This is a genomic window from Actinomadura latina NBRC 106108 (assembly GCF_001552195.1).
Taxonomy (GTDB): Bacteria; Actinomycetota; Actinomycetes; order Streptosporangiales; family Streptosporangiaceae; genus Spirillospora; species Spirillospora latina.
The window spans coordinates 228342-247609 of record NZ_BCQS01000006.1 but is presented as its reverse complement, the minus strand read 5'-3'; the positions used below and the strand labels follow the sequence as shown (position 1 = coordinate 247609).

At 66.5% G+C, this 19268-nt stretch carries 11 protein-coding genes; 3 read left to right on the top strand and 8 right to left on the bottom strand.

Annotated features, from left to right (window positions below; genetic code table 11):
- Positions 1-3: 3 nt before the first annotated feature.
- The 5 genes from AL2_RS11750 to AL2_RS11730 all read right to left on the bottom strand — a co-directional run bounded on the left by AL2_RS11750 (position 4) and on the right by AL2_RS11730 (position 12438).
- A complete protein-coding gene (locus AL2_RS11750) occupies positions 4-6615 on the bottom strand; it encodes an RHS repeat-associated core domain-containing protein (RefSeq protein ID WP_157438105.1) in 6612 nt (2203 codons plus the stop codon).
- 95 nt (positions 6616-6710) lie between these two features.
- The gene (locus tag AL2_RS11745; RefSeq protein ID WP_067632963.1) at positions 6711-8231 is read right to left on the bottom strand and encodes a LamG domain-containing protein; all 1521 of its coding nucleotides are present in this window, start codon (positions 8229-8231) and stop codon (positions 6711-6713) included.
- A gap of 208 nt (positions 8232-8439) precedes the next feature.
- Positions 8440-10074: a hypothetical protein gene (locus AL2_RS11740; protein WP_067632961.1), complete on the bottom strand. Its 1635-nt coding sequence runs from the start codon at positions 10072-10074 to the stop codon at positions 8440-8442.
- A 603-nt stretch (positions 10075-10677) separates the two neighbouring features.
- Entirely contained in the window at positions 10678-11331 is a 654-nt protein-coding gene (locus tag AL2_RS11735) for a JAB domain-containing protein (RefSeq protein WP_067632959.1), read from the bottom strand.
- Positions 11332-11385: 54 nt separating this feature from the next.
- Positions 11386-12438 carry a hypothetical protein gene (locus AL2_RS11730; RefSeq protein ID WP_067632957.1) on the bottom strand — a complete coding sequence of 351 codons (1053 nt, stop codon included), beginning with the start codon at positions 12436-12438 and terminating at the stop codon, positions 11386-11388.
- Positions 12439-12542: 104 nt separating this feature from the next.
- Between AL2_RS11730 and AL2_RS11725 the strand changes: the two genes are divergently transcribed.
- Positions 12543-13964, top strand: coding sequence for an IS1380 family transposase (locus tag AL2_RS11725; protein ID WP_083946418.1), 1422 nt, complete (start codon positions 12543-12545; stop codon positions 13962-13964).
- Positions 13965-14147: 183 nt separating this feature from the next.
- On the opposite strand, the gene AL2_RS11720 is transcribed toward AL2_RS11725, so the two are convergent.
- The gene (locus tag AL2_RS11720) at positions 14148-14810 is read right to left on the bottom strand and encodes a DUF262 domain-containing protein (protein WP_067632955.1); all 663 of its coding nucleotides are present in this window, start codon (positions 14808-14810) and stop codon (positions 14148-14150) included.
- A 239-nt stretch (positions 14811-15049) separates the two neighbouring features.
- Here AL2_RS11720 and AL2_RS11715 point away from each other — a divergent pair, with 239 nt between their 5' ends.
- Together AL2_RS11715 and AL2_RS11710 are read left to right on the top strand one after the other, a co-directional pair.
- Complete coding sequence (locus AL2_RS11715; RefSeq protein WP_067632953.1) at positions 15050-16225, top strand: glycosyltransferase family 4 protein; 1176 nt, start codon at positions 15050-15052, stop codon at positions 16223-16225.
- A complete protein-coding gene (locus AL2_RS11710) occupies positions 16204-17475 on the top strand; it encodes an MFS transporter (protein ID WP_067632952.1) in 1272 nt (423 codons plus the stop codon). The genes AL2_RS11715 and AL2_RS11710 overlap by 22 nt, the downstream gene beginning before the upstream one ends.
- Positions 17476-17489: 14 nt before the next feature.
- Here the strand turns inward: AL2_RS11710 and AL2_RS11705 are convergent, their stop codons facing one another.
- Positions 17490-17972: a carboxymuconolactone decarboxylase family protein gene (locus AL2_RS11705; RefSeq protein ID WP_067632951.1), complete on the bottom strand. Its 483-nt coding sequence runs from the start codon at positions 17970-17972 to the stop codon at positions 17490-17492.
- The gene (locus AL2_RS11700; protein ID WP_067632950.1) at positions 17969-19048 is read right to left on the bottom strand and encodes an NAD(P)H-dependent amine dehydrogenase family protein; all 1080 of its coding nucleotides are present in this window, start codon (positions 19046-19048) and stop codon (positions 17969-17971) included. Before AL2_RS11700 ends, AL2_RS11705 begins: the two co-directional genes overlap by 4 nt.
- Positions 19049-19268: the final 220 nt, after the last annotated feature.

Genomic DNA, 19268 nt, shown 5'->3' with positions numbered 1-19268 from the left:
CACCTAGTTTCGGTATCTTGAATTAGATCCAAACAAGTTACCAGTGATCAATCGATTGCCGTCCCAAACTGTTTCCGTCTTGACCATTCCACCAGGCCCCTTCAGGATCCCTTCTCTCACCGTTCGCCCATTCTCCTGGACTCGGACTACAGAATTTGGATCATTGAAAACGTCTTCAAGATGCTTGGCAAAAAGCGCCCGCCCTCTTGCATTATCTCCAATCCCAATCCGATTCAACTGACTGGCCATGTCGCCGCTTCGTTGAATATTGTGGGCATTTCCCGTGGCATTTCCGAAGAAATACTCCAGTTTAGTGCCGATATCAGGTCCGCAGCTACTACGGCAGCGAAGCTTCGCCAACCATGATCCGCCTCGCCCCACCGAGGCACCGCTGGGAAGTTCTCCGGCACCGTATGCGTTGGTAACGGCAGTTCCTGCGCTCAAAACACTCGTAAGAGCCGTACCGCAGACCTTGGAGGCCATGCAAGCGATCCCGGCTGTTTGGAAGGCTCCGGATTCGCAGCCTCCGGCGGCGCAGAGGATGAGTCCGGCGGTAACGACGGTGGTGATGCCGCCGATGATCAGGGCTTGTTTGAGGCCAGAGTCGGTGGTGTCGTGGCCGGTGAAGGGATTGTGGCGGCAGAGGCTCTGCGCGCTGGCGTTGACGGTTCGGCAGAAGCCGTCCCATTGGTTGTCATCCAGCCCTGCTCCCAGGAAGGCGATCGCATCGCGGAGGGTGAAGTCCTGGCTGCCGCGGTAGCCGAGGTTAAGCAGGTGTTCGTAGACCTTTCGCGGCAGTGCATGGCCCAGTGCGGGTGCTGCGAGCGGGTCTCCGCCGGGTTTGGCTCCAAAGTGGGGGGTGGTGGGCCCGCAGTAGATGTCGCAGCGCTGGGAGCCCTTGCGGCCTTTGTGATGTGGAGTGCAGTCGTGGTTGACTTCGCAGCCGTCGACACGGAGGCCTGAGGGGTCGCTGTGAGTGACGGGGTTGTTGCTGGCGTAGGTGTAGCCGTTCATCTGCAGCGGGTTGGCAGTGTCGAGGACGGGGTCGACGGAGATGAAGCGGCCAGTGTCGGGATCGTATTCGCGGGCGCTCAGGTGGGTGAGACCGGTGGGGTCCTTGGTAGCGCCGAGGAAGCCCTTGTCGTTGGGCCAGGTGGCGTCGTCGTCGAATCCGCGAACACCGCCGAAGGGGGTGGAGCGGCGGACGGTGGTCTGTTGTGTGGTGGTGTTGACGGCGATCTGGGCGGTGCCTTGGTGGTCGCTGGCCAGGTGAGTGACGGTGCCGTCGGAGGTGCGCATCGCGACGGTTTGGCCGCCGAAGGTGTAATAGCGGGTGCCGGTGGCGGCGGGGGCGCCGCCGAGAGCACGTAGTTCGGTGCCGTCGGGCAGGTAGAGGGTGGTGCCGGCGGGGTCCTTACGGAGGAGGCGGTTGCCGTCGGTGTCATAGACGAAGGTGACGTCGTTGCCGTTTTCGGTGACCTTGGACAGCTCGCCTTCGGTGTCCCATTCCAGGGTCTGGCCGGGGCTGGTCGGGCTGACGTCGATGGCGCGTTTGGTGGTGTTGCCAGCGGCGTCGTAGGTGTAGGTGTCGGTGCGCTGACCGGTGGGGCCGGTCTGCGTGACCTGGTTGAGGCGGTTGCCCTGCCCGGCGGGGGCATAGGTGTAAGTGCGAGTGGTGTCGGCGGTTCCACCGATGCCGTGGCGGGTTTCACTCGTGCGGTTGCCGGCGGTATCGTAGGTGAAGCTGTGCCAGTAGGGGGCGGGCCCACCGGTGATCGTGTCGTTGGGTTCGGTGGCGCAGGCGTCCGTGGTGCCTTGTGTCCACGCCTGGGTGAGGCGTTGGAGGTGGTCGTGGGTGAAGCATTGGTTGTCGATGCCGTCACGTGAGGTGTCAGTGATCGAGGTAATGGTGCCGGCGTCGGTGTAGTGGTAGGTGGCGTAGCGGTCGTCGCCTTGCACGCCTTCGTGGGAAGTGCGGGCAGTCTCCGGCCGCTGGGTGCCGTACTGGTAGGTGAAGGTCTGCCAGGTGTGCTTTCCGGCGGGTCCGAGTTCGAGAAGGTTGAGCTTGTCGGTCGGGGTGTAGAGGACGTCGTTGACGTACGTCGTCGCATCCGTCGGACCGGTACTGCCGGTCAGGCCTGTGGGGCGCAGGAGGTCGTCGTATCCGTAGGTCATGCTCTCGGCCGGAAGACCGCCTGCAGCCGGGCGCGATTGCCCCAGGATGGTTTCGTCCAGGCCGTACTGGGTGGAGAACAGGTAGCGGCCGGCGAGTGGGCCTTGTGACTCGGGGACGGTGAGGGCGGTCTTGTCGGCGCGGCCGAGATCGTCGTAATGACGGACGGTGCTGGTGTAGTCGCCGTCGCTGGTGTGCCTGGTGGCGGTAGCGAGTTTGCCTTTGCCGCGGACGACGGTGTCGTAGGTCCAGGACGCCAGCACGGGGCCGTCGGCTGTGTCGGCATGTGTGGCTGTTTTGCGTCCCATACCGTCGTAGGTGGTGAAGACCTTCTTGCCGCGCGCGTCCGTGGTGGAGGTGAGGCGGTCCAGGTCGTCATAGGTGAACCTGGTAGTGCCGGCGTCGGGGTCGGTGGTCGTGGTCTTGCGGCCGAGCAGGTCGTAGGTGGTGGTGAAGGTGTTGCCGGACGGGTCGGTGACCTTGGTCAGCAGCCCGGCGGGACTGTAGGTGTAGTGCGTGGCGTCGTAGTCGCCGGTCGGGGTCGCGGACTTGTATTGCCGGCGTTCGATTACCTGACCACGGGCGTCGGTGATTTCGGCGGTGGGGGTGGCACCGGCGGGCGGCGTGACCGAGGTGCGGTTGCCGCCGCCGTAGGAGTAGGTGGTGCGCCACAGTTCCGCATCGGGCTGAGAGCCATTACCGGTGGTGAGTTTTTCGACAGTCTTGCGGCCCAGTCCGTCGTACTCGGTGCGGGTCTGAGTCTCGACATGGCCTGGGGTACCGATGCCGAACAGCGCGGTGCTGGGTGCTCCCTCGGCGGCGTAGGGGACGTAGGTTTTGACGACTTGGCCGCGGTCGTCGTAGAAGGTGTCGCTGATCAGCCGCCCAGACTGGCCGGGCACCTGAGCCTGGCGGGGGCGCAGCCAACCGTCCAGCAGTTTGATTCCCGATATCCGCTGAGCTCCGGTGGCAGTGAGCGTCTTGGTCGTGACGGCGACGATCTGGTTCTCGGTAACGCGGTATTCGTACTCGTAGTTGGGGTTACGGCCGTTGGCTTTGGACTGGTTGGGAAGCCAGACCTTGATCAGCCGACCGAGCGGATCGTAGGCGTAGTCGGTGCGCAGCCCCAGGTTGGATTGGTCGATGGTGGTGACCGGCACGCCCCATGCGGGATCGACGTACTGCACTGTGGTCAGTGCCGTAGCAGAGTCACCCGGTTTGGCGGGCGGGCTGGTGGTGGTGATCTGAGTGTTCAGACCTTGGGTGTCGGCATAGGCGGTGGTGGCCGGTTGGCCAGCGGCGTCGGTGACTTTGGTGGCCCGGCCGTAGTCGTCATAGACCGTCTCGGCCTGGGTGACGTACCTAGGAGTGGCACCGTCGTAGCCAGCGAGCTTTTCGACCTTCGTGACGCGCCCCTTGGACGGGGCAGCGCCGAGAGCACCGTTGTCGTAGTAGGTGCGCACGTCGGAGAGCACCTCGGCGGGCCGGTCGGGGGCGGTGGTGCAGGCAACCGATACGGTCTCCAGCCGGGATGGGAACTTCACCATCCAGGCACCTGTGTTGTCGGCGTAGCTGGTCCGGGTGCACCTGTCGTCGCTGGACGTGCTGGTGTCTCCCAGGTCGTTGACCGAGGTGGCCCTTCCGATTCCCGGTCCGGAGTCTTCGAAGGTGCTATCCGTCTTGGTCTCGGTCCAGCCGCCACCGTCCTTGACGGTCCAGGTCCGCGAGGTGTCGGTCGCGGTCACGTTCGCCGTCGTGGTCCCCCACGAGCGGGTGCGTGAGGCCGTCTGGACACGCCATGGGGTGTTGACCGTCTTGGAGTGGACGCTTCCACCCGGGCCGGTGTACTGGACTGTCTTGAGTGTGAAACCGGCCAGCGCTTCATGGTCGGTGTAAGTGCCGCCCTCACCGTCAGAGACGGTTACCGATTTGGTGCCACCGGACTTCGTTTTACGGTCGCCGTCCATACCACGCAGGTAGTAGGTATCAGCCTGAGTGGACGGGGTGTCGTAGGAGCCGGTCAGAGTACGGACATGGCCGTAGCCGCGCCACTGCGACCAGGTCTTGTACTTCTCCTTGGAGAGCCCATCATCGTCGTCGAAATGCCAGGCTGCGCCACCCAGATACTCGTACTTGGTGGCCATATCCGGGGACAGGCCGGTGCGATCAGTCTGGATCACCGAGGTGACCACGTACTTGTGGAACCAGTCGGTAATCGGGTCCTCGCGGCCGGGCGGGGTCCAGATCACTGGCATGCACCGGGTGGTGTTGGTCTCCGGCGTCGGCAGATCGTTCAGGGAACAGTCCGGGTCGGAGTAGTTGATGTCGATCTGCCCGCCGGACTCGTCGTAGATGGCGCCGACCCGGTAGCGGACGTACGGCAGGATGTCGTCGCCGGTCTTGTCCAGCCGGTTGTCCAACTGGATCGGGTTGAAGGTGACCTTCGGCAGCGTGGTCGTGGAGCCGTCGGCAGCGTGACCGGTGTGCTGGATCTCGTCCAGCAGCAGGTCACGTTCGACGTCGGCAAGCCCCCAGGAGTGGTTCATCGACCAGGAGTCCACCGGCCTGTAGCCCGATCCGTCGCTCTTGAGGATCTGGGTAGTGATCTGGGTGAGTCGTTTGCGAGACCAGAATGTCGGCGCCAGTCCACCGTGGGCGTCCTTGCACTCCTGCCCGGCATCGCAATGCAAGTCCCACGGGACATCCCACCACTTGTCCGGGTTACTTCCGATCTTGGACGGATTGCAGTCGAAGGTCTCGCTCGGGATGCAGCGTTCGGAGGTGGTGAAGGTGACCTGTGCCGGCGCCTTGGCGAACAGCGCGTCTTTCCGCAGACCATAGGAGATCGTCTTCAGAAACCCGCCGCGCACGTACGGGGTCTCGTCGGCAGCCTTGAGGTTGCGGCCGTAGTGATTGATCTCCTGGTCGTAGGTGTAGTTGATCGCGTTCCCGCCCGGGTCTACGACGTAGTCCAGGTTCCAGCGGTAGGCCTGCTGGCACCAAGAGGTGGCGAAGGACGATCCGTGGCACGGCTCACCAGAGTCGTCACCGAACACCGGGACGGTCCACGTCGAATCGGTCTCGGGTTTTCCACTCGTCCAGCCGGGTAGCCGGTTGAGGCCGAAGAAGTACTGGATGCCGTCGGTGGTGGTGACCTTCCAATACTCCCCGTTGTCATCACCGTTGCCGTTCGAGGAGCTGGTGAGCTTCTCGAATTTGGTGCCGTCGTCGTCCTTCAGTCGCCAACTGCCGTCGGAAGCCTTGATCAGCTCGCCGCCCTTGCCGCCCCAGGTGACGGTGGCGTTGTCATAGCCCCAGCACTGATCCGCGGGATAGTTGCCCCCCGAATCCTTTGGGGCCCCGTCTTCCTTGCAACCTTTGTAACGTCGCTCGATGTATCCCGGCCACAGGTCAAAGCCCTCGCCGAGCCAGGACGGCTGCCCATTGGAGTTGGCGGTCCGGCCGTCCACACTTCCCGAGGAATAGGAGACGTCAACCTGAGGGGTCAGCTTGCCGGGTACGGGCGGCACCCGTATTGGATAAGACCAGGAAAAGTCCCCGCCGTTCCCGCCAGCCTTCCAGGTCGCCGACGCCTCCAGTGAAGTCGCCCCGTAATCACCTTGCGAACTATCAGCACCGGCTGCGGCGACCAGGAGTGTCGCGCTCTGACCCGTCGCCGTCTGAGTCGACGATTCCGCCGTGGCTGCGGGGGCCGCCTCAACCTCGGCGGTCAGCGTCTTGGCCGCACCGTCATTACTGGCCGACACAGGTTTGGCCTTCTGGCATTGCGACTTGTTGGGCGTCGTCAACGCGCAGGCTGGCAACTCCATAAGTCGCAGACGTGCTCCATAGGCGCCGCCGAATGCTTGTGCGAATGCCGAGTAGTCGAGCCGCAGCTTCACGCGTCCGGGCGCGGCGGCATCGGTGCGGGCCACCGTGAACGCCAACCCGTCCACACCCGTCCTGCTGGCGGCCTGCTGATCCAGCACCTGTACCCGTACCTGCTTCGCCGCCGGCGCAGCCCCCGCTGCACGCACCTGCCGGCTAGGCGCGAGTATCTCGACTGGAAGCTTGCTCGCAGAAGCTCCGACACCGTTGGCGCCCTCGACTTTCGCAGTACGGCCTGTGCCCACGCCGGACGGCACACTTACCTCTGCGATACCGGGCGTCGGCCAGGCCGACCTGGCCGCGGGGCCAGGGTTGGCCGCGGCGACCTTGCGCGGACGGGCCTTCAAGGGGCGGCCGTCCACCACTGGCTCGTTGTTTTCGACCTTGGGGCGCTTGGAGTTCGGCGGTTCGGCCAGCGCCGGCGGCACCGACGCCAGTCCGGCCGCCAGCGCCAATGCGGTCACGATCGCAACGGCGCGCGCCGACCGGCGCGGTTCCAGAATCAGCGTCCGGCGACGGGACCTTACTCGACCAGCCTTCACGACGTCCTCCACAGGGCGGTCCCGCAACGGGCACGCTCGGCATGCATCGAAGTCCAAGACGGGGTTCGCGGGGCCGGCCGCCACAAAGGCGGCGGCCGGGTAAGGCGCTAGGGCCCGGTTCGGGCAGGGAATTCCACATCGACGGCGAGACTGGCGACCTGCTGCGGGGTGAGCGCGCCTTGGTAGGCCCAGACGTCATCGATCGCATCCGGCCAGAACGCGGTTCCGTCGGCGGCACCGAACTTGTTGCGGCCTACCTGCAGACCGCCATTGTTCTCCGCTTTGAAGGGAAGCACGTTGTCCTCCTGGGACACTCCGTCGGAGGTTTCATCGAGTTGCCCGTTGACGTAGAGGCTCATCCGCTGGCGCAGCATGTCATAAACCACCGCCACATGAACCCAATCTCCAAGTTGGAAGTTGGAGTGAGAAGCCACCAACGGAGTAGCAGCCGCGTCATCGGAGTTGCGCATGGCGACTTGCCAGCCACCCTGCTCCTCGGGATCATCGCCGGGCACATATTGCAGCGCGAACGCATTCGAATGGGCACCGGGTTGCGAGAAAACCGTGGCCGTCTGCTGCGGACGTCCCATGTTGCGCACCCATCCGGCGATCGTGAAACTCTCGTCCGTCCAGACTGGTGGCGTCAGGGTCTCAGCGAACGCCTGATCAGCGCCCAGCATCAACCCTGCCAGCGAGGTTCCCCATCCCAGCCCTGCATCAGGGTCAAGGGCCGCACCGTTGTGGAACACCAGGTCGGGAGCCTCTGCGGGGAACGGGTCCGCTTGGCCATTGTCGTTGAGCATCCACCGAGCGTTGAGGACCGGATGTTCTGTGACCATGTCCTCGACCTCCTTCGGGCCGAGAATTCGGTCGTAGACGCGCACATCGTCGACCATTCCGGGCCAGTGGTCGGTGGGCTGGCCGAGCCAGAGGCTGCGACCGATCTGGAAACCTCCGGTCGCATTCCACGCTGCAGGGACAACTGGACTGGGCGTTCCCGGCACGCCGTTGACATATATCTGAAGTCTCTTCGATGTTTGGTCGTAAACCCCCGCCAAATGGGTCCAGGTATTGAACCTCGCTTGACGGAGGGAATACGCTTGGTAAGCGGTCATGTCGGAGGAGTCAGGCGCGACCATGGACAATACCCACTTGTGGGTGGCCGGCTCATATTTCAGGTAGAATCCGCTTTTGCTTTGCCCGTCCTGGCTGAGGACGGTCCGGGTTCGATCGTCACCGTTCAACCGGACCCATGCCGATACCGCAAAGCTTTTGCTGGTATCAATCAGTGGTTCGTCAGTGGATGCGTACCCTGTGGAGCCGTCCAATTGAAGCGCCCGATCGACATGGCCGATGCCCCCCGTCGTAACGCCTCCATGCACGGTCGCTGAGACGGCTGGTTCACCCTCGCGTGTCACCGCCTGCAAACTGGTGGCGCCGGCAGGTTCGTCCAGCTTGAACGTGGCCAATGCAGCGGAGCCGGCGTTCGCGCGGAACTCGTAGGAGACGACCGGGCCGACCTGGCTGGACGGGGCCAATCCCTGGACCGTCAGAATGTTGGGGCCCACTCGAGTCGGCGCGATCTGCACCTGCTGCGCTGCACCGGCAGTGGTCTGCACCGTTGTCACCGGCTCATCGTTCAGTGTGATCTCGAACCTGTCGGCGACACCTGCAGGATCGGAGATGGTGAACGTTCCGGCCTGTCCTACGCCACCGTGATCGGTGCCGTCCTGGGGATAGTCGGTCGAGGTGATCGTCGGCTCACCCGGCTTGGCCGGGTCGTAGTAGAAGTAGCAGCCCGTCTGTGCGCCGTCATAGCTCCATGGCCCCCACTGCTCACCGTCCCAGGCCCGTACTCCCCAGCCGATCTTCGTGCCCTCCGGGATCGTCGGGGGGGACCGGCGTTTCGAATCTGCTGTTCGTCGTCTTCGGGCCTATCAATCCTGAGGTCCATTTCGGCCCCCAGTCCGAGCCGTCCGCCTTGTTTGCCCAGTGGAGCGTGAACTGACCCTGCACCTTGTTCTTGTCCTCGTCGTCGGGATCTTTCAGATAGGCGTACAGGATGGAGAAGTCGTTGACCGTCTTGGCTTGGCTGCTGGGCAGGCATTTGGTGCCCGGGTTGGCGTACATGGTGTCGGTGTCGGGCTGCAACGGCGGACGGTTGTACTGAACCTTCAGATAAGCATCCTCGGAGAACCGCTTCCACCAGTCCATCGTCGACTCGCTGTAGGCTTTCAGCCCGAAGGTGATCGAACTGTAGCCCTTGTTCGCCGCATCCTGCACATGCGATCGGAGCTTAGCCCCACCGAACTCCACCGGTGCCTTGGAACAGTAGGCCACATCCCGGGAAGTCAAGTGCTCCAGCCACACTGATGACTTGTTGGTATTACTCCACGTTGCATACGACTTCAGCGTCGCCGTCCGCCACAACTGCACCGAGGTTGGATTCTTGCAGTTGTAGGCACTCGTCTCGAAGGCGGTGAACTCTACATTCTGAATGTAACTGCCCTTGATCTGCGGCAGGCCCACCTTGAAGAACAGTCGCTTGGTCTGGTTCTTCACACAGTTGGGGTCCTTGGCCACCTCGCAGCGTCCCACTCCTTCAGTCGACTTGCCCGCGAAGTGGAAATAGGACTGACTGGGCCATCCCGAAGACACCATTCCCCAATCGGATGCCTTCTTAGCCCCCCACACCGGGTCGATGTACACCGGGAACGTGGTGTCCGTCCCCGTCAGCAAGTCCTGATTCGGCGTCAGAGTGATCTTGTCGTCTCCGACAGCGACATCGATCGGAGCCGTCTTGGCGCCCTCCGCGGGCTCCTTGAGCGCTTCCGCTGTCTGGGTGCGGGCCTGCGGTGACGCGGTGGGGGCTTGGGAGGAGTCCCACATCATTGGGGAAGGCGCCTCGAACACCACCGAACCCGAGCCGGTGTCGGCGGCTTTTAGCACGCCGCCCTGCTCCTGGCTCACATCAAGACGCGTGGTCGACATCGTCAGCGGCAACTTCATTACGTGCGGGTCCTTAGCCGCTTCGGCGGTCTTGATCACCAGAACGTGCGCGAAACCGTCCTTCAGAGCTCTCAGCCGTAGATCCACGTCAGGGCCGGCCACGCCCTTGTAGACGGCGGTGTCACCGTCAAGGGCCGGTTCGGGCAGCGGCTGCGGCCAGGTCAACGCGAGCTTCCGGCCAGCTCGGGTCATCTGAACCATCGGACCGCTCCCGCCGGTGGAGAACCGGAGCCCGACCGTCGTCGCCGCCGGGACGACCGCTCCACCGGAAACGTGCAGGCGAGTGTCAATGTCGACCCATTTACCGCCTTGACGAGCACGGATCGGCTGGACGTGCTGCTCGACCTCGAGCCGACCATTCGACAGCGCACGCACCGTGCGAGTCTCCCCACGCCGCGAGGTGATCTCGACCGGTTCACCCGTCCGCTTCGCCGTCGCGACGGCTTCCTCTTCAGTCGCCACCCCTTGGGGGCCCCCTTGGGGCCCGGCCACCCTCGGTTCATCGGCATGAACCGCAGATTCAGGCAACACTGCAGTTATCGGCACCTGGAGCAATCCGGCGACCATCAACAACGCCATGATGTGCGCTATCCGACTGGGACGCCGCCACAACAGCGAACGGAGAACCGACGCACAACGGCATGTCGCAGCGCGAACCATATGGACCCCAAGGCGTAAAGGGTTGTTAAAGCCGCCCTAACGTAACCCCGTGATCAACACAGGGGAAGACTTCCAGACGATCTTGTACTGTGATCTAGGTCATATGGATAAACAGCAGGTCAAACCACATCCGAGACATAGTCGTCTCCGTCCTTGCCGGGGGCGCCGACCGCAATTAGTTGACAATCGGAGACAGAGCGTGATCATCGTCTGTCCACCCCTTGAAGCACAGGCAAGCTGGACCAATTGACTGGCGGACATGCCAAGACTTCACGCCGAGATCACGCCATGTTTCGATAACGCGGCAGTCCGAGCCTCGGCGCCGCATCCTCGTCGTCATCAGCGCGCTGACGTGGCTGAATAGTCGGACAATGCATGCGAATGTCGCGTGCATTGCCGGTGCGATCACGGGATACGGGACCAGGCCGTTTCGGTGAGGATCATGTGGTCCATGAAGCGGAGGCCGACCGTTTCAGCAGCGTCACGCAGCAGCTCTGTCGCCTTGCGGTCGGTTGGGCTGGGGTCAAGGCGTCCGCTGGGGTGGTTGTGCGCCACGCCGAACGCGCTGCCGCCGATCGACAAGACCGCGCTCAGCACGTCCCGGTCGGGGATCAAGCTTCGGTCGGTGGCACCCTCCGTCAACGGGAGAACACGCAGGACACGGCCACCAGCGTCGCAGGCGATCACCACGACCCGTTCGTGCCGCAGTCCCCGCAGGAACGGTGCGGCCACGGTGGCAAGGTCGGCGGAACCGCGGATTCTGCGCCGTTCCTCTCCATTCGCCACGCGTCGGGCCAGCTCGAAAGCCGCGGCGACGCGTGCCGCCCTGGCGGGACCGATCCCGGGGAGACGGCTCAGGGAGGAAGCATCGGCGCCGGCCAGGGTCGTAAGGCATCCTTGAGCATCGATCAGCCGGGCGGCGACTTCGATGGCGTCACAGCCCGGCAGCCCAGCGCCGAGGACCAGCGCCAGCAGTTCACGGTCGGACAGCGCGCGCGGCCCCTGCCGGAGCAGGCGTTCGCGCGGCCTGTCCGACTCGGGCAAGTCCTTGACCCGCATCCGCGTACCTCCCCAGGTAAGGAGAGCAGGCGGGTCCGACAGAACGCAGCGGACTCAGTCGTCGGTGTCGGTGTCCATGACTTCGACCTCATGGGAACGCCGGGTCACCTCGGGGTCGGGCTCATGATCCAGAGGCTCAGCGATCTCGGCGCCCTTGACGAGGTCCTGGGCCCAGGCGAGAAGCGTCTCGGCACGCGCGGTGAGGAACACCTGATAGTCACCGCGCACGGCCGCGTCGAAAGCCTGCGGCGATACGAGAAGGCCCTCCAGTCGGGCACGCATCTCCTCCTCGCCGCTGAAATCGATCTCGGCCTTGAGGTAGGCGGCGGGTGCCTGGTCCGCCACGGCCTGGTTGCTGATGGCCGTCAGCATGACGATGTTGAGCAGCGTGTTCGCTTGCTCATAGGTGCGTCCCTCCCGCGTGAGCCACGCCTTCGGGAAGAAGTGGTGGTACTGCATGTCGTTGGACACCGCCAGGGCGCGCCCGGTGTCAATCCGCTGCCCCGTGCGCAAGTCCCGAGGCCCCGCCGCCGCCAGCAGGAGCGCGAACGCCTTCGTCCTAGCGCTGTCGCGCCGGTACTGCTGGGACTGCCAGAGCCGGGAGCTCAAGGGCGCGGTGTCCACCTCGATGCTCTTGGTCTCACCGGACGTGAACGCGTGGACGGCGGCGAGGTCCTCGGCCATCTTCCGTGCGTTCCAGCCCTCGTAGTATCCGGTCAGCGCCGTCCTCCAGAACCAGCTGCGGATCGCGGCGAACTGGCGCGCGTCCGGCTTCGGGAGCCGCCGGAAGATCTCGATGACGACCGCGAGCTGGTTCGGGTAGGGGAGCGTCTCGGCAGTCGGCGTTCCGATCTCGGTGGTGAGGAAGTCCACGGCACGTCGGGCGGCGTCCTCCGTCTGCTCGATGGCCGACGTCAGGGTCGCGGCGGACGTGCTGGGCAGGCGTTCGATGTCCTTGGCCGCAAATCCCAGGCCGGCTGCCGCGGAGATCGAGCGGAGCAGCAGCATCCGGTCGATCTGGCCGTAGTGCTTGCGTGCGAGGGCGTCGCGCACCCGGTCGATCGCGTCCAGCAGGTCGAAGTCGCCCCGCCAACCTCCCCGATTCACGTGAATTCGTGGGCCTGAGGTGATTGCATGCGAAAAGTGCCCCTGACCTGGGATAATAAGCGTTGCGAAGGCTTGTTCATCCCGGATCGAGGAGCACTTTTCAGGTGGCAGATCTTACCGGATGGTCCAAGGACCTGGCCGTGGATGTGGCCGGAGGCGGGGTGGTCAACCACACCGGGTCGGCCGCGTTGCGGTTGATCGCTGACGGGCTGGGGCTGACCGGCGAGCTATCGCGGGCACTGGCACGGCCGGGCCGCGAGGTCGTGCACGACCGGGGCCGGGTCCTGGCCGACACGGCGGTGATGATCGCCGACGGCGGGCGGGTGCTGGGCCATCTGGCCACGCTGCGCGATCAGCACGAACTGTACGGGGAAGTGGCCTCCGACTCCACGCTGTGGCGCACGCTGAACGAGATCGGCCCGCTCCAGCGCGACCGGGTCGCGGCGGCGCGCAAGAAGATCCGCGCGAAGGTGTGGAAGCTGATCGCCGCCCGGCACGGCGGCATCCCGCCCTCGCGCGTGGCCGGCACCGACCTGGGGCGGCAGGTGGTGATCCGGCTGGACGCCACCCTGGTCATCGCGCACTCCGACAAGGAGAAGGCGGCCGGGACGTTCAAGGGCACCTACGGGCATCACCCGCTGACCAGCTGGTGCGACAACACCGCCGAGAACCTGGTGACCCTGCTGCGGCCCGGCAACGCGGGCAGCAACACCGCCGCCGACCACATCGCCGTACTGGACGCCTCGATCGAGCAGATCCCCCGGCCGCACCGCCGGAACCTGCTGGTCACCATCGACGGCGCCGGCGCCTCCCACGCCCTGATCGACCACCTGCACGCCACCGGCGCCCGGCCCGGACGCCGCCTGGAGTACTCGGCCGGGTGGGACCTGGGCGAACGAGAGAAGACCGCGATCACCCAAGTCCCCGAAACAGCCTGGCAGAGCGTGCTGGACCGGCACGGCGACGCCCGCGATGACGATGACGCCGGGGTCGTGGAACTGACCGGGCTGCTGCGCCACTCGGCCGCCGGCGACCAACTGGCGACCTGGCCGAAACCGCTGCGGATCATCTGCCGCCGCGAACGCCCCTCCTCCGGCGCCCAACTGTCCCTGCTGGAAGAAGCCGACGGGTGGCGCTACCAACTGCACGCCACCAACTCCGCCCACCGCGACATCCAGTTCCTGGAAGCCCGCCACCGCCCCCAAGCCCGGGTCGAGGACCGCATCCGCTGCGCGAAAGCCACCGGTCTGGGGCACATGCCCTCCAACTCGTTCACCATCAACCAGGCATGGTGCGACGCCGCCGCCATCGCCTGCGACCTGCTGCGCTGGCTGCAACTGCTGTGCCTGACCGGCGACCTCGCCAAAGCCGAACCCGCCACACTCCGCTACCAGATCCTGCACACCGCCGCCCGCATCACCCGCGGCCAGCGCAAACGAAAGATCCGCGTCCCCGCCACCTGGCCCTGGGCCCGCCAACTCGCTGCCTGCCTGGAGTTCGGCCTCGCCCTCAACCCCAGCGGCTGACCAGTACCAACCCCACCCAGAGCCGACAACCCCGAGGAAACCCGCCCGGCCCGTGGAACCGGCGCCCACCCCGCACGACAGCGGGGCACCGGCGATACCCCGCTCCTTGACAACACCATCAAAACGACCGAGCAGAAACCAACTCACCAGCCCACCGGGACATCCCGCACACCCCATGAACGATCAAGGCCAAGTGGCAGCGCGGACGATCTCCACGGTGGTGAGCGGCGTGCCCCGGGTGTTGACACGCTCGAAGATGCGTCCGACCTCGGTGATCGACGTGGCTTCGAGCGTTACCACGGCGACTTCGTATTGGGCGAATCTGTTGAACAGGAGCTCCGCCCTGTTCTCCTGTTCCTCGGGCAGCCTCGTGACCCGTTTGAAGAAGGCCGACGGATCGGTCAGGAATCGTAGCGGTACCTGGTGGGCCGGTGGATCGTCCAAGTCCTCGCGATGCAGAAAACGCTCTTCGCGCAGGTCATATGCCAAGTTCCACTTGCTGCGCGGGTCATCCGGCTCCCAGTGGAGCGCGCCGCAGATCGTGGAGAGGCGCTGGCAGCCGTCAAGCAAGTAGGCGGTGACGTTCTTGTTGTCACGAGGGTCGATCGGCAGGCCGGCTATGGCGCGTTCGCTGGCGAGCGGAAGATCTCTTCGCCACAGCAGCAGGCTGCCGATCGGGTAGTTCCGGGCGATCGAGTCGAGGAGATCGATAATCTGGCCTCGCGTCCAGACGAATTCACGCTGGAACTTGGGAAGCTTGATCTGCCCTTCATACACCCGCGATGCCAGGCCGGTGATGAACTCTGCGACCGGCCGGTGCTCCCGCTCCTGTGATCTTCTGGGCACCTGGCTCCCACTCCACTCGCATACCGTCCCTTGACTGCATCATGACACTCGCATGCGACACACTGACGCACCATTCCGGGATTCTGTGCGTATTGACCGGGTTTCGCCAGGTGACCCTTGGCGCCGGCAAGAGCCACGACGGCTGGACGGCAGACGAGGACGCCCCAAAGACTCGGTCATCGTTCGGTAGCCCACCCGCGCGTTGGTTGGAGGGCGGCTGTGCGGGAAGTCGTTGACGCATGGAGATCCCGCGAACCTTGGTGCTGACCGGGCACTTTCCCCCTGAACCGGGCGGTGTGCAGACGTTCACCTGGGAGCTGGTGCGGCGGCTGCCGGCGGATCGGGTGGTCGTGGTGGCGCCGGCGCGGCCCGGGGCGGCGGAGTTCGACGCCGGGCTGGGCTTCCCGGTGGTGCGGCGGCGCGGGTACCTGCTGTTCCGCGGGCTGCGGCGGCTGGTGGCGCGGTACCGGATCGAGGCGGGGTGGATCACGGCGGCGGCGCCGTTCGGGATGTACGCGCCGCTGGTGCGGGCCGCGGGCGTGCGGTGGCTGGTCGGCTCGGCGCACGGGCAGGAGCTCGGCTGGTTCCGGGCGCCGCCGACGCGGGCGGCGCTGCGGGCGGCGGCCCGGTCGTTCGACGTGCTGACGCACCTGTGCGACACGACGCTGCCGGAGGTGGCGGGCGCCGTCGGGGACCGGACGCGGCTGGCGCGGCTCGCGGGCGCCGTGGACACGGTCCGGTTCCGGCCCGGCCTGGACGGTTCGGCGGTCCGGCGGCGGCACGGGCTCGGCACGGGCCCCGTGGTGCTCAGCGTGGCCCGGCTCGTCCGCCGCAAGGGCCACGACATGCTGGTCCGAGCGTGGGGCGACGTGGTGCGGAGGCGGCCGGACGCGCGGCTGGTCATCGTCGGGGACGGCCCGATGCGGCACCGGCTGCAGGAGATGGCGGACCGGTGCGCGCCGGGCGCGGTCACGCTGACCGGGCTCGTGTCCGCCGCCGACCTGCCGCGCTACTACGCCGCCGCCGACGTGTTCACGCTGCCGTGCCGCGACGACCGGCGCGGGCTGCAGACGGAGGGGCTGGGGCTGTCGGTGCTGGAGGCGTCCGCGGCGGGGCTGCCGGTGGTGGTCGGCCGGTCGGGCGGCAGCCCGGCGTCGCTGGTCGACGGGCGGACGGGCGTGCTGGTGGACGCGACCCGCCCGGACGAGCTGGCGCTGACCCTGCACCGGCTGCTCGCCTCGCCCGGGCGGGCCGCCGCGATGGGGGCGGCCGGCCGCGAGTGGGCGTGCGAGAACTGGAGCTGGGACGCGGCCGCCGGAAGGCTCGCCGCCCTGCTGTCGGACTCCCCGTACGCCGATTCGCCGTCGCACGCCAGCCCGGGGATGGAGCCCGTATGGGACTCAAGGAGCAGCTGAGCCGCCGGGATTTCCGGCGGCTCATCGTCGGTCAGACGGTCTCCTCGTTCGGCGACTGGATGGGCACGCTCGCGCTCATGTACTTCGTCCTGGAATTGAGCGGCTCCACGACGGCGGTGGGCGGGGTGCTGGTGCTGCGGCTGCTCCCGTCCGCGGTGGGCGCGCCGGTGGCGGCGCGGGTGGTGACGCGGTGGCGGCGGCGCAGCGTGATGCTGTGGTCGGACATGATCCGGACGGGCATGGCGCTGGCGCTGCCGATCGTGCCGTGGCTGGTGTGGGTGTACGTCTGGGCGTTCCTGATCGAGGTCGTGGGGCTGATGTTCCTGCCGGCCCGGGACGCGGCGATCCCGTTCCTCATCGAGGACGAGGAGGACAAGCACGACACCGCCACGCTGGAGCTCGCCAACGGCATCACGATGGCGACGTCCTACGGGATGATCCCGCTGGGCGCGGGGGCGTTCGGGCTGCTGCTGTGGCTGTCGAACATGGCGGGCTGGGAGGGCCACTGGCGGTACGTCGTCGTCTTCTGGCTGAACGCGGTGACGTACCTCGTGTCGTACTTCGCCATCCGCTCGATCCCCGACCTCGGGCCCGGCCCGGTCGAGCGGGCGGAGATGGAGCACAGCGAGAAGGAGGCGCAGGGCGGCTTCTTCAGCGCGCTGCGGCTTCCGGTGGTGCGCGGCGTCCTGCCGGGCGTCGCGGTGGTGGCGCTCGGGCTGGGCGCGCTGTTCTCGCTCGGCGTGGTGTTCGTGAAGAACGTCCTGGACGCGGGCGCGGTCGGGTTCGGCACGCTGGTGGTGCTGTTCGGCGTGGGCGCCCTCGCGGGCCTGCTGCTGATCCACCGGAAGGCGGGAAGCCTGATGACGCAGGTCCGGCTCGGGACGGCCGCGCAGGGCATCGTGATCGCGCTGATGGGCGTGCTGGGGTCGATCACGTGGTCGTTCATCGGGGCCGTCCTCTTCGGCGCCGCCGCGACGAGCGCCCTGGTCGGCGGCATCACCTACCTCCAGGAGTCGCTCAGCGGGGTGGAGCGGAACCTGGCGCTGACCGCGTTCCACGCCGTGCTGCGGTTCGGGCTGGCGCTCGCGGCGCTGCTGTCGGGCGGCGCGGCCGACCTGCTGAAGGAGGCCGGCGCGTCCCCGCTCGGCCTGGCGCCGGGCCAGTTCGTGCTGGCGGCGTCCGGCCTGGTGGTGCTGGCGGGCACCTTCCTGATCCGCACGCCCGCCGGGGTGAGAACGCCGGCTACCTGACGGGTCGGCGGGGGCTAGGACGGCTTGGGCAGCATGCACATGGTGTCGAGGCCCAGGACGTGGTTGAGGCGGCCGAAGGCGAGCCAGGAGCCGATGCACATGCTCAGTTCGACGATCTCGCGCTGGGTGTAGTGCGCGGTCATGCGGTCCCAGAACTCCTCGTCCAGGCCGTGGTGGTCGAGGGCGTACCGCTCGGCGTACTCGGCGGCGAGGCGGGTCCGGTCGTCGAAGCGGCCGGTGGTGCGCCATTCGGTGACGGCGCCGGCGAACTCGTCCTCGACCTTCTCGCCGTCGCGTTCCGTCCGCCAGTCGAGGCAGAACACGCACCCGTTGATCTGCGCGATGCGGAGCCGGGCGGCCTCGAACTCGCGGAGGCCGAGCGTGGTGTGCGCGTAGACGGCGAGCGAGAGGTTGGACGCGGCGGGACCGATGCCCGGCACCATCTCGCCCCACGCGTACTGGATCGGGTCCTTGCCGTCAGGGACGTCGAGGTTCATGAGCGGGTGCCTCCGAGCCTGCCCACGGCGGGACGCAGCGGGACGTCGAGCGCGTCGTAGAGTCCGGGTTCGGCGTCCACCAGCCAGTCGATCGCGCCGACGAGCCGCCCTACGGCGGTGGCGTTGCCGCCCGCGGCGCGGTTGCCGTGCTCGTCGGTGGCCTCGACCGTGACCTCGATGCGCGGGTCGCCTTCGATGATCACGCGGTGGGCGCCGTCGCCGTCCGGCGGCACGGGCCAGTCGGGCGCGCAGGACGCGTGGATGCGGGTGACGTGCTCGACCACGATGCGGGGTTCGCCCTCGACGATGCCCTGCACTTCGAACCGGACCGCGCCCTGGGTGCCCTTCTCGAAGTCGCCCATGGACGCGGTGGTGACGGTGTCGTCCAGCGGACGCCGCTCCAGGGTCTCGCGGATCTCGTCCAGCTCGACGCCGAGCGCGCGCGCCATCAGCCGGACCTGCCCGCCCCACACCATGGTCGGGACGGTCGCGGCGAGCATGGGCGGTTCGTAGTCCATGGGCTGGCCCATGCCGACCAGGTACCGGACGGAGTCGGGCTGGTCGTAGGTGGAGTAGTCGAAGATCTCCTGGCAGCGGACGACGTCGATGACGCCGCCGAGCCCGCTGATCATCAGCGGCAGGACGTCGTTGCCCCAGCCCGGGTCGACGCCGGAGACGAACAGCGAGCCGCCGCCCTCGGCGATCGCGTCCAGTACCGCCTCCCGCATCTCGGGGGGCGCGTTGCGCTGGTCGTAGAGCGCGTACAGCGCGGGCGTGACGACCACGGCGCCGGCGCGGATCGCCGTCAGGATGTCGGCGAGCGCCTCGTCCGGGCGGATGTCGCCGGACGCCGCGTAGACGACGGCCTGCGGGCGGGTGGCGAGGAGGGCCTCAGCGTCGGTGGTCGCGGCGACGCCGAGGTCGCGGCCGAGGCCGGCGAGGTCGCCCGCGTCCCGTCCGGCCTTGCCCTCGTCGTGGACGATCACACCGGTGAGGGTCAGCGCCGGATGGGCGTCGACGGCGCGCAGGGCGAGCCGCCCCACATTGCCGGTGCCCCAGACGATCGCGGAGATCATGGGCGGAATGTAACAAAGCCCGGACCGCTTGCCAAGCAAGCACTTGGTTGTAAGTTACTTTTGCGTAGCTAGTGACTTCCCTTCCGGCTCGATATAGAACCTGTTCCAGTCTCAATGAGAGTGAGGGAGGTCACACATGAGCGACTTCGCCATGCCCGACAAGAGACCCGGCGACGTTTCGCGCCGTGGGTTCATCGTTGGAACCGGTTCCATTCTGGGA